General features: G+C 49.6%; 10 protein-coding genes and 1 rRNA gene. 6 read left to right on the top strand and 5 right to left on the bottom strand.

Features of this window, described 5'->3' with window-relative positions:
- Nucleotides 1-75: ribosomal RNA gene (rrf, locus tag IV433_RS26460) — 5S ribosomal RNA — on the top strand; the annotation flags it as partial.
- Between the two features lie 159 nt (nucleotides 76-234).
- Here the strand turns inward: rrf and actP are convergent.
- Genes actP through acs form a run of 3 tightly spaced genes read right to left on the bottom strand, consistent with a single transcriptional unit; the run spans nucleotide 235 to nucleotide 4,226 of the window.
- Nucleotides 235-1,902 carry a cation/acetate symporter ActP gene (gene actP, locus IV433_RS09390; protein WP_165058782.1) on the bottom strand — a complete coding sequence of 556 codons (1,668 nt, stop codon included), beginning with the start codon at nucleotides 1,900-1,902 and terminating at the stop codon, nucleotides 235-237.
- Entirely contained in the window at nucleotides 1,899-2,210 is a 312-nt protein-coding gene (locus IV433_RS09385) for a DUF485 domain-containing protein (RefSeq protein ID WP_101078242.1), read from the bottom strand. Before IV433_RS09385 ends, actP begins: the two co-directional genes overlap by 4 nt.
- Nucleotides 2,211-2,264: 54 nt before the next feature.
- On the bottom strand, nucleotides 2,265-4,226 hold the full coding sequence (gene acs / locus IV433_RS09380; protein WP_195813544.1) for an acetate--CoA ligase: 1,962 nt from the start codon (nucleotides 4,224-4,226) through the stop codon (nucleotides 2,265-2,267).
- A 690-nt stretch (nucleotides 4,227-4,916) separates the two neighbouring features.
- Between acs and IV433_RS09375 the strand changes: the two genes are divergently transcribed.
- The 5 genes from IV433_RS09375 (at nucleotide 4,917) to IV433_RS09355 (ending at nucleotide 10,194) form a co-directional block, all read left to right on the top strand.
- Complete coding sequence (locus IV433_RS09375) at nucleotides 4,917-5,498, top strand: fimbrial protein (protein ID WP_152325359.1); 582 nt, start codon at nucleotides 4,917-4,919, stop codon at nucleotides 5,496-5,498.
- A gap of 96 nt (nucleotides 5,499-5,594) precedes the next feature.
- Nucleotides 5,595-8,096 (top strand): fimbria/pilus outer membrane usher protein, encoded by a 2,502-nt coding sequence (locus IV433_RS09370; RefSeq protein ID WP_195813545.1) that lies wholly within the window; start codon nucleotides 5,595-5,597, stop codon nucleotides 8,094-8,096.
- Between the two features lie 35 nt (nucleotides 8,097-8,131).
- Entirely contained in the window at nucleotides 8,132-8,869 is a 738-nt protein-coding gene (locus tag IV433_RS09365; protein ID WP_195813546.1) for a fimbrial biogenesis chaperone, read from the top strand.
- Between the two features lie 86 nt (nucleotides 8,870-8,955).
- Nucleotides 8,956-9,894, top strand: a complete 939-nt coding sequence (locus IV433_RS09360) for a fimbrial protein (protein ID WP_229893313.1) — start codon at nucleotides 8,956-8,958, stop codon at nucleotides 9,892-9,894.
- 27 nt (nucleotides 9,895-9,921) lie between these two features.
- Nucleotides 9,922-10,194 carry a helix-turn-helix domain-containing protein gene (locus IV433_RS09355; protein ID WP_104923563.1) on the top strand — a complete coding sequence of 91 codons (273 nt, stop codon included), beginning with the start codon at nucleotides 9,922-9,924 and terminating at the stop codon, nucleotides 10,192-10,194.
- Between the two features lie 23 nt (nucleotides 10,195-10,217).
- On the opposite strand, the gene IV433_RS09350 is transcribed toward IV433_RS09355, so the two are convergent.
- Together IV433_RS09350 and IV433_RS09345 are read right to left on the bottom strand one after the other, a co-directional pair.
- Nucleotides 10,218-10,622 carry a FidL-like protein gene (locus IV433_RS09350; RefSeq protein ID WP_195813548.1) on the bottom strand — a complete coding sequence of 135 codons (405 nt, stop codon included), beginning with the start codon at nucleotides 10,620-10,622 and terminating at the stop codon, nucleotides 10,218-10,220.
- Between the two features lie 139 nt (nucleotides 10,623-10,761).
- Complete coding sequence (locus IV433_RS09345) at nucleotides 10,762-11,646, bottom strand: winged helix-turn-helix domain-containing protein (RefSeq protein ID WP_195813549.1); 885 nt, start codon at nucleotides 11,644-11,646, stop codon at nucleotides 10,762-10,764.
- Nucleotides 11,647-11,727: the final 81 nt, after the last annotated feature.

The following is an 11,727-nucleotide window of genomic DNA, read 5'->3' as shown; positions in this document are numbered from 1 at the left end:
GAACTCAGAAGTGAAACGCCGTAGCGCCGATGGTAGTGTGGGGTCTCCCCATGCGAGAGTAGGGAACTGCCAGGCATCAAATAAGTGGAAAGCCCTGTACTGACGTACAGGGCTTTTTGCTATTCAGAATTTGAAACGCGCAATGGAAAAATTGGTCAACAGCTGTGATTTTCCAGTCATTAAACAAAAGGCCATCCGGGAGGATGGCCTTTTTGCTTTTGTCTGCGTAAAAAATCAGTGATTAGAGCTTTGCGAGATACCAATCCCTGTTTGTGAACGAACAAACTGAGGATAGAAACGCTCTCTCTCTTTTTGTCCTTCAACAGAATTGTCGGTAATTGAGAAGAACCAGGTTCCTGCAAAGGCAACAATCATTGAGAAGAGAGCCGGATATTCGTAAGGATAGATTGGCTTCGCGTGTCCTAAAATCTGCACCCAAATCGTTGGACCCAGAATCATCAGTATCACGGCCGTTAGTAACCCCAGCCACCCACCTATCATCGCGCCGCGAGTCGTCAATTTAGCCCAATACATCGACAGAAGAATAATCGGGAAATTACAACTTGCTGCGATGGAGAATGCCAGGCCCACCATGAACGCAATATTCTGTTTTTCAAACAAAATACCCAAAGCGATCGCCACGATACCGAGAACGATAACGGTGATCTTTGAGACCCTCAGCTCATCACGCTCCGTTGCCTTACCATCTTTAATGACGCTGGCATAAAGGTCATGAGAAACCGCAGATGCACCAGCCAGTGTTAATCCTGCCACGACAGCCAATATTGTTGCGAAGGCCACTGCCGAGATGAAACCGAGGAAGAAGCTTCCACCGACCGCATCGGCCAGATGTACCGCTGCCATATTATTGCCGCCGAGCAATACGCCGCTGGCATCTTTAAATGCAGGGTTTGAACTGACCAGCACGATAGCGCCAAAACCGATAATGAACGTCAGGATATAGAAGTAACCAATGAATCCGGTTGCGTAGAATACGCTTTTACGGGCTTCCTTAGCATCATTAACGGTGAAGAAACGCATGAGAATGTGCGGCAAGCCTGCGGTCCCAAACATCAGTGCAAGCCCCAGCGATAACGCCGATATCGGGTCGGAAACCAGTCCTCCCGGGCTCATGATCGCGATACCTTTTGAATGCACTGCCACGGCCTGTGTAAAGAGGGTATTGAAGTTAAAACCGACGGATTTCATGACCATAACGGCCATAAACGTGGCGCCCGCCAGCAGCAGGATTGCCTTAATGATTTGTACCCAGGTTGTTGCCAGCATGCCGCCGAACAGCACGTAGAGCACCATCAGGATCCCAACCAGAATGACTGCAACATGGTAGTTCAGGCCGAACAGCAGTTGGATAAGCTTACCGGCCCCCACCATCTGTGCAATCAGATACAGTGCAACCACCACCAGCGAACCACAGGCTGAGAGCAGGCGAATTGGCTTTTGCTTCAACCGGTATGAAGCGACGTCGGCGAAGGTGTATTTACCCAAATTACGCAGACGTTCAGCAATCAAGAAAAGGATGATTGGCCAGCCGATAAGGAAGCCTATGGAATAGATCAGGCCATCGTAACCGGAGGTATATACCAGCGCGGAGATCCCAAGGAAAGATGCGGCTGACATGAAATCACCGGCAATCGCCATCCCGTTTTGCAGTCCGGTAATTCGGCCGCCAGCAGTGTAATAATCCTGACGGGAACGCGTCCGTTTAGCGGCCCAGTAGGTGATATAAAGCGTCGCACCCACAAACAAAACGAACATCACTATCGCTTCAATATTAAGAGGCTGGCGTTTTACCTCTCCTGCAATTCCTTCTGCTGCAAAAGCGCTGAAAGGCAAAGCCAGAGATAACATCAGGAAAAGGAGGGAGCTACGGCGTGCGATCATGGCTTAACCTCACGGATAATATCAGCCGTCAGCTGGTCAAACTCGCTGTTCGCGCGAATGACATAGATGCCAGTGAGGATGAAAGAAATCACGATCAGCCCGACGCCAACCGGAATACCCCGCGTGATTGTGGCGCCTTCATACAACGGCGTCCCCAGCCATTGCGGGTCGAACGCAATCAACAAGATAAACGCGACATACAACACCAGCGTGATGCCTGACAAAAGCCAGGCAAAACGGCTGCGTTTTTGCACCAGTTCCCTGAAGCGCGGGTTACTTACAACTCTCTGATAAATGAGATCATTCATCTCAGTGACTCCTGTGAGGCATTGATAGAGTTCACCGCGCCAGGGCGGTGAAAATTATGACGGCACTTTCATTGATTGTTTTTCTTCCAACAATTTTTCAACTACGCCCGGATCTGCAAGCGTTGAGGTATCTCCCAGATTACTGGTGTCACCGGCTGCAATTTTGCGCAGAATGCGGCGCATAATTTTGCCGGAACGGGTTTTAGGTAATGAATCAGTCCAGTGAAGAACGTCCGGTGTGGCGATGGAGCCTATCTCTTTACGCACCCAGTTGCGTACCTCCGTATAGAGCTCCGGTGACGGTTCCTCGCCATGATTCAGAGTGATGTAGGCATAAATAGCCTGGCCTTTGATGTTATGCGGAATCCCGACAACGGCGGCTTCTGCAATTTTTGGATGTGATACCAGTGCGGATTCAATTTCAGCGGTTCCCAGACGGTGGCCGGAGATATTCAGGACGTCATCCACGCGGCCTGTGATCCAGTAATAGCCATCTTCGTCACGACGCGCGCCATCACCGCTGAAATACATGTTTTTGAAGGTGGAGAAATAGGTTTGCTCAAAGCGATCGTGGTCGCCAAACAGGGTACGTGCCTGGCCCGGCCAGGAATCGGTAATCACCAGATTGCCTTCGCATGCGCCCTCCTGCGGGATACCTTCATTATCGACCAGCGCGGGTTGCACACCGAAGAAAGGACGGGTTGCAGAACCCGCTTTCAGCTCCGTCGCACCCGGCAATGGTGTGATCATGAAACCGCCGGTTTCAGTCTGCCACCAGGTATCGACGATCGGGCACTGGCTGTTACCAATCGTTTTGTAGTACCACTCCCAGGCTTCCGGGTTAATCGGTTCGCCCACTGACCCCATGATCCGCAGCGAGGCGCGGCTGGTTCCTTCGACCGCTTTATCCCCTTCCGCCATCAATGCACGGATTGCGGTAGGCGCCGTATAAAGAATGTTTACTTTATGCTTATCAATGACCTGAGCCATGCGCGCTGGCGTCGGGAAATTTGGCACGCCTTCAAACATCAGGCTGATCGCACCACAAGCCAGCGGGCCGTAGAGCAGATAGCTGTGGCCGGTTACCCAGCCTACGTCGGCTGTACACCAGTAGATGTCGCCGTCGTGGTAATCAAAGGTGTATTTGAAAGTCAGCGCTGCATAAACCAGATACCCGCCGGTGGTATGCAAAACGCCTTTAGGTTTACCGGTAGATCCGGAGGTATAGAGGATGAACAGCGGATCTTCCGCTTTCATCTCTTCCGCCGGACAATCCGCCGGAACATCTTTTATTGCGTCATGCCACCAGATATCGCGGCCTTCTTTCCATTCACCCTGTTTCCCGGTGCGTTTGAAAATAATGGAGTGCGTAACACTGGTGACTGCCGGATTTTTCAGGGCATCGTCCACATTCTGTTTCAGCGGGATGGTGCGACCTGCACGCAAGCCTTCATCGGCGGTGATCACGATTTTGGCATTGGAATCAATGATGCGGCCTGAAACGGCTTCCGGTGAGAAACCGGCAAAAATGACGGAATGCACTGCGCCGATACGGGCACAGGCCAGCATTGCCACGGCGGCTTCAGGCACCATAGGCATATAGATGGCGACAACATCGCCTTTCCTGACGCCAAGTCCTTTTAATACATTAGCGAACTGGCAGACATCATGGTGAAGCTGTTTATACGTGACGTGTTTATTTTCGGCGTTAGGATCATCGCCTTCCCAAATAAGCGCAGTCTGATCGCCTTTCTCTGCTAAATGCCGGTCGAGACAGTTAGCCGCCAGGTTGAGCGTGCCATCCTCAAACCAGCGAATATCAATATTCCCTGGTGCAAACGAGGTGTTTTTCACCTGAGTAAACGGTTTGATCCAGTCGAGGACTTTTGCCTGTTCTCCCCAAAAGGCATCGGGGTCTTCAACAGACTGCTGATAATACTGCTGATATTTTTCAGGTGTGATCAGGGCGCGTTCTGCCACAGAGGCAGGAATAGAATGCTTATGAATTTGGCTCATGGTTTTTCTCCTTTATTTTGTTAAATATATGTCAATCAAAAGTTAAGTGTAGTTTGCGTTAAGGCTTTGTTTGCTTTCTGGGGGGCAGATCACGCAAGCGGAGAAAAAACAGCAAGATATCTGCAACAGCGGTGCGGGGCAGGCCACAAAAGCCAACGTGCCGTCAGAATGAACTGAGGTATGGGCCAAAAAGGAAGCGGAAACTGTCATTTCTCAATGAACGCAGGGCAGTTTGAGAAGAATGATCGACTGAAAATGATCTGAAGAGAGATCCGGATGGACTTAGCTGCGGGCGTTCTTTTGATCTGAATGCAGAGTTTTCTCACCGCTGTCGGAGAAAATGTATCAATAACCCTGAAAACGTAAATTTTAATTAAACGAAAAGTAAATTATTGGTTAACTAAAGCTTAACTTTTCAACTTAACAAGAATGATTTTTATTCAGGCCGGAACATTTAATGTTAATTATTTTAACTTTTAAGTTAATTTCCATTCATAAAGGTGATGTTTAAAGATTAATCTGAGATTAAAACTCTTAATATTTGCAATTGGCAAATTATTATAACGTTAAATTAAAAATATCAGTATATTGATCTGGCAAGAGAGGGGTGCTCTCTTCGGTACAGCGAAAAATATCGCCTGTGAGCGTATTTATCACTTAATAGCTACCGTTAAATCTCAAGGACTTACTATGTTTAACGCTAAGAACAAGACACTGATTATTGCTTTATCCACTTTAATTTCCGCTTCAGCTTTTGCTGATGACGTCACAACACCTCCGACCGGCGCTGACCAGGGTTCCGGCCGTATTCATTTCACCGGTACCGTTATTAATGCGCCTTGCTCTATTGCCGCAGGCGATGAAGACATTAATGTCGATATGGGACAGGTGGCGAATAAGGTGCTGGCAAGCGGCAATAAATATTCTCAAAACGTTAACTACACCATCCATCTGCAAGACTGCGATTTGACCGCGCAAACTGCCGGCACCGTTGAATATCCGGCGATGTCTAAAGTGGCTGTGTCTTTCGCGGGTACTCCGGACAGCAGCGCCACTGAACTGCTGGCGAACACCGGCAGCGCTAAAGGTGCAGGCATCCGTCTCATCGACGCTAACGGTGATTTGCTGAAAGTTGGCGATACCTCAAAAGACATTAATCTGGTAACAGGTAATAACGAGCTGGTATTTGCTGCGCGCGTTGAAGCCAACACCCAGCCAGTCTCCACCGGTACTATCGTTTCTCAGGCGACTTACGCCCTGAACTACAAATAAATATTGCTGTTATTTAGGGGAGTTATCTCCCCTTTATTTTCCGGGTGCATCGGGGTTCCGTGCTGGATTTATAAAAAATAAAAAAGTGATTTTATTATGTTGTTTGCGATGGACAGAACATCGACAGGGATGAGAATAACAACAGGGGTTATTATTTTCTTGTCAGGATGCTTTATTTCATTCAAAAGTCTGGCGGTGGAATTTAACGTTAACTTTATTGATTCTGCCGATCGCAATAATGTAGACCTTTCACGTTTTCAGGTGGCGAATTATATTGCGCCCGGTGAATATCTGCTGGATGTCGTGCTCAATGGCCGCACGCTGGGCGATCAAAGCCTGATTAAATATATTCCTACCGAAGATAATAAAAACAGCCGTCTGTGCGTGCCGCCTTCACTGGTGGATAAATTCGATCTGACCAAAACCGCCCGGGCACAGCTGACACTCTGGCATCACGGCGAATGCACTTCTCTGGATCGTCAGAAAGAAATCACTGCGCGTTACGATCAGGAAAAACAGACGCTGAATATCAGTATCCCGCAGGCGTGGCTGACGTTTCACGATGAAAACTGGGTGCCGCCTTCCCAGTGGGATAACGGCGTGAATGGGGTATTACTTGATTACAACCTGCTGGGCAGCAAATACATGCCGCAGCAGGGTAACAGCTCGACCAGTTTCAGCAGCTATGGTACGACCGGATTTAACCTGGGTGCATGGCGTGCCCGCGCGGATTATCAGTATTCCGCCGCCCGGACGTCTGGATCGCCTGCAAGCGATAAATTCACCTGGACGCAAACCTATCTGTTCCGTGCATTACCTTCCATCGGCGCGCGTCTGACCGGCGGGCAGACCTATTTCAGCTCAGATATTTTCGATTCCTTCCGCTTTGTCGGCGTTTCCGTCAACAGCGATCAGAGGATGTTGCCGCCTTCGCTGCGTGGTTATGCGCCTCAGGTAACGGGTATCGCCAAAACCAACGCCAAAGTCAGTATCAGCCAGAACGGCCGGGTGATTTATCAGACCAACGTTTCTCCCGGGCCGTTTGTCGTGCAGGACCTGACGGAAGCCGTCCAGGGCGCGCTGGACGTTAAAATTGAAGAAGAAAACGGCAGCGTAACGACATATCAGGTTACCACGGCAACGATCCCGTTTCTGACCCGCAAAGGTCAGGTGCGCTTCAAGACGGCGATGGGGAAACCGACCACCGGCAGCAGCAATCACGTTTTGCAACCGGGTTTTTACAGCGGAGAAATGTCGTGGGGCGCGCTCAATGATTTCTCCGTTTATGGCGGGCTGATTGCCACCACCGGGAACTATCAGGCTCAGGCGCTCGGCGTCGGGCAGAACTTGCAAAAGCTGGGCGCGGTGTCTTTCGATGTCACCCGTTCTTCCGCGACGGTTCCTGTGGCGGGTAAGCAAACGGGTTTCAGTTACCGCGCCAACTATTCCAAACGCTTCGATTCCACCGGAAGCCAGATCACTTTTGCCGGTTATCGTTTCTCGGAAAAAACATTCATGTCGTTCAACCAGTATCTCGACAAGGTGAATGGCGACGGGTATTCCCGCGACGATAAACAAACTTATACGGTAACCGCCAACCAGTTTCTGCCGTGGCCGGCGATCACGTTGTATCTCTCGGCGACGCATAAGGTGTACTGGAACGAAAATCCCAGCAATAACTACAGCGTTTCCGTCAGCAAGATATTTGATATCGGGCGGTTCACCGGCATTTCCGGAACGTTGTCCGCCAGCAAGCTGAGATACCGCGATACCGATGAAAACCAGATGTTTCTGTCATTCAGTTTGCCGTTGTCTTCCGGGCAACAGATCAGCTATGACGCACAACAGGATTCCCAGGGCGGCTTTTCGCAAACCGCGTCTTATTACAACAGCCAGGATCCGAACAACAGCTGGCGCGTGGGAGCCGGCGGAAGCAGCCCTGACCTGCAAAAAGGGGACGGCGTTTTCCGTGCTAACTACCAGCACATGTCGCCGTACGGTCAGTTAGGCGTGAACGGCAGCGTAAAAAATAACGATTACCGCTCGGTAAACGCCAACTGGTACGGCTCATTTACGGCCACCGGAGCCGGAGCCGCCTTGCACCAGAGCAGCTCAGGCAGCGAGCCGCGCATGATGGTGTCTGCCGGGGTGAAGGGTATTCCGATCAGCGAAGGCGCGTCGGTAACGAATGATTACGGCATCGCCGTCGTGAACGGCGTCTCAAGCTATCAGACTTCTGATATCCGCGTTGACGTCAATCATCTGCCTGATGATGTGGAAGTTTACAGCTCGGTTGTCAGCAAAACCCTGACGGAAGGAGCAATAGGTTTCCGCAAAATCCGCGCGATTAAAGGCGAGCGCCTGATGGCCGTAATTCGTCTCGCTGATGGAAGCTATCCGCCATTGGGTTCGTCAGTGACGGACAACAGTTCCGGGTTTGAAGCCGGTCTGATTGGTGATGGCGGTCTGGCGTATCTGGCTGGCGTCTCCGGCGAGAAATCGCTGACCGTACGCTGGGGCGACGATCAGCAATGCCGGATACAGGTACCTTCGCAGCCCGTGACCCGTTCCGGTCAGGTGCTATTACCGTGCAGCTGAAAATTAACAAAGTGAATCAGGAAAGGAAGAGTCCGATGAAGAAGCAGATTTTACACACTGGCATGGCATTACTGATGATGGCCAGCGTGGCCTGTCCGGCCATTGCAGCCATTAACCTTGACCGGACGCGCATCATTTTTAATGCCAATGACAAATCGGTCAGCGTCATGCTGGAGAACCAGAGCAAAGATTTGCCTTATCTGGCTCAGGTCTGGCTGGAGAATGCGCAGGGCGACAAAATTACGTCCCCGCTGGTGGCGTTGCCACCTATGCAGCGAATTGATGCGGGTCAGAAAAGCCAGATCCGCGTACTTCAGTTACCGGAAACTGCCGCGCTGCCGAAAGATCGTGAATCGCTATTTTATTTCAATGTGCGTGAAGTGCCGCCAAAAAGCGAAATGGCCAACGTGATGCAGGTTGCGATTCAGAGCCGTGTGAAGCTTTTCTTCCGGCCCACCGAACTGCGCAAATTGCTGAAAGGAAACTGGCAGGAACAGCTTCAGGTTAGCCGCCTTTCGGACGGTTTGAAACTGACCAACCCGACGCCGTTCTACATCACCGTCGGCTATCTGGGTAAGGACAATAAAGGCAACGTGCCGGGTTTTGACAGCGTGATGCTGGCCCCGTTTGCGACGGAATCCCTGACTGGCGGCCAGTACGTCAGCGATCGTTACAGCCTGGGATATATGGACGACTACGGGGGTTTACAGGTGAACGAGTACCAGTGCCAGACGCCTCAGTGTCAACTCATCAGCAAAGAAGGCAAACGCTAAGTCGTGTGAACGCCCGTATTTGAACCTGTTCATCTCCTTGATAAGGGATTGTTATGCCTGATATTTACCGGTTATCCGCTGGCAGGATGATATTGATTATTTTATTGCTCTGTTTTTCCCGCAGCGCGCTGGCGCTCGATTGCGTGGAAAAAGGAACGGGGATCGTCGATAAACCGGCGATCCCGGTCGGGCAGCTGGCGATACCGTCGAATGTGCCGGTGGGCACCAAAATCTGGGAATCCAATGACATTAACGTCACAGCGTATTGCGATAACGTTCTGGGTTCAATCATTGATGTGGTGCATTTCTACTTCAACCCGAAATCACAATCCATTGGCGAGGGTTTACTGCTGGGCGTGAGCTATAACGGGCAGGATCTCGAGCAGAATGAACAGCGTCTCAGCACCAACAGCACGCCTATCAAAAAAGGCCAAAACGTGACGGTAAACGTCACTTTCCGTCTGTATATCAAAGTCAGCGGGAACGCGCCTTCCAGCGGTCATTATCAGGGCGCCGACCAGTTCACGGTATTCCAGCTTGATGGCAGCCGGGGCATCAATAAAACGCCTGGCGCGAAAAACCTGAAATATAACCTCTCCGGCTTACAGGGGATTCGCTTCCTGGCCTGTGGCTCCGATTTAAAAGTCTATCCGGAATCTCAGATTGTGGATTTCGGCCCGATTCAGAGCACCATTTTGTCGCGTTCTTCCGGCATTTCTCTGCCGTTTGCCATCAAAGCCGTTAAGCAGGGGTGTCTGGATAATTTCTCCCTGCAGGCCGAGTTTTCCACGGCCAGTCCGCTGCTCGATAACACGGCCATAGACTTGTCGAATGGCGCCAAATTAATGCTCTATAACGATAAAGAACAGGCGATTACGTTCAATCGTTACGATGATTTTGCTGAACTCAATAACGTGAATGAAGTAACGAAAAACTTCACGGCGAAAGTGAGTGCGATCCCGGGGAGAGCACTTTCTCTCGGGCAATTTGATGCGTCAGTGATCGTCAAGATTAACTACTACTGACCGCGTCTGTAAGAGAGGGAGAACGACATGCTAAGAACGGCTAAATTACGGGCTCAGGCGCTTGAAGAACCGGTATATTCTGCGCAGGCTCCGGAACTCATTGCTGAGACAGAAATTCATGCGTTGTTGCAAACCTTACGCGAAGATGCCGGATTAAATAAAACGGAACTGGCCCGACGCCTGGGGATCACACCTCCGGCCATCACCCGCCTGGAAAAGCGCCCGGCACAGGCCAGTTTCAGTACGCTGGCCCGTTACGCACAAGCCTGCGGATTTCAGCTCTATCTGTATTATAAATAGACAAAAGCAGTGACTGCCGGGTCTCACAGACTCTTACTGAAGACGCACAGCGTAAACGGTGACTGATTGTTTTCGATGAGCAGGGCGTTATCGCCGTACTTCTTTAAGACCAGCGTATCTGTGTGGCCCGTCAGAAAAAAACTGTTCATCAGTAAAAGTGAGGAAATACGCCAGTCAAAGTCATCCACGCTGTCGATATTGATCTGACTGCTGGTCATCGAGTAGGTATCCGTGGCCTTACTTTCATGGATATAATCATAATAGATATTGCGCAGCAGCGTTTTTTTCTCAACGACGACATTTTCGTTGTTATACAAATACCCTGTCCCGCTCAGAGAAATCAAAATCTTATTCTTGCTCAGAAAACTAAAGTACAGCGATGTCACCATTCTGGCTTTTTGATTATCATATTGTGCTTCAATGATCATGTTCCCCCGGCAAGGGATGTTAACCGGAAATGCTTCTTTCTCTCTTCTTAAAAAAATCTCGCAAAAAATAATGATCAGTAAAACAAAAATAGGGGATAAGGATAAAAGAAGGATCTTCTTTACGGAAGGTAAGCTTTTATTATAATTTGTCATTCGTGGTCCTGTCATTTGTATAATAACTTATGCAAATGTTCATCTTATGATTATCATCGGTATTACATTGCGTCATGAAGTCGCGCACAGAACCCGTATTTATCGGGAGAGAAAATCGCTCGCTTTGGAATATGAATATTTCACCGGGCTTGCAGGAAATATTGTTTTCCCGCAGGAATATTTCGGCCAGACGCGCGAACTCCTCCTTTCGTGAGGGAGTGACGGGCGCGGCTGAATACAGTTCGCAGACGCCTATTCTCGCAATCTGCAAATGTGCCATCGGGTCACTCAGATTAGGGTAAAGGATAAAAATCCCCCAGGCCGTAATCACTGTTGTGACTAAAATACTCATAAAAACAGAGTGTTTTGTTTCCCACCGGTACCGCTCCGGCGTCACGGTGTCGGGCTGAACGGGCTCAGTCACAGCTTCTGCGGAAGGCTGTTCTCCAGCGACGGGCAGAATGATTTCCGGGATTTCGATAACACTTTTGCACTCTTGCATATTTTCTGCGGGAGGTGCGATTTGCTCAAAATTCACCGCAATGGCGATCTCTTTCCTGATGAAAAAACCCACTTTGGGAACGGTGACAATGAATTCATCGGAATAACCCAGCAGTGAAATCACTTTACGTAATTTGCTGATGCAGTGATTGAGATTATTATTACTGGCTGTCAGTCCGTAGTCATCCCATACTTTTTTAAAAAATGTTTCACGATGAACAACAATGCCATGTTGCTCAATCAGCAATAATAAAATTCTCCGCGCAGGATTGGATACAGCGACCTTACTCTCAGCGTCGCTCAGCAAAGAAAGTGAGTTATCCTCTGGATTGAATACTATTTCATTTTCAATCAGATAAATCATTTGCATCCTTCGTCTCCCTGTTAAACATATCCTGTCTTACATTTGCGTTCAGATAATTAGTACAGTGCTACCCTATCAGAATTTTAC

It is taken from the genome of Rahnella laticis, assembly GCF_015644585.1.
GTDB lineage: Bacteria > Pseudomonadota > Gammaproteobacteria > Enterobacterales > Enterobacteriaceae > Rahnella > Rahnella laticis.
The sequence above is the reverse complement of the archived record's forward strand: the minus strand, read 5'-3'. Positions and strand labels throughout refer to the sequence as shown.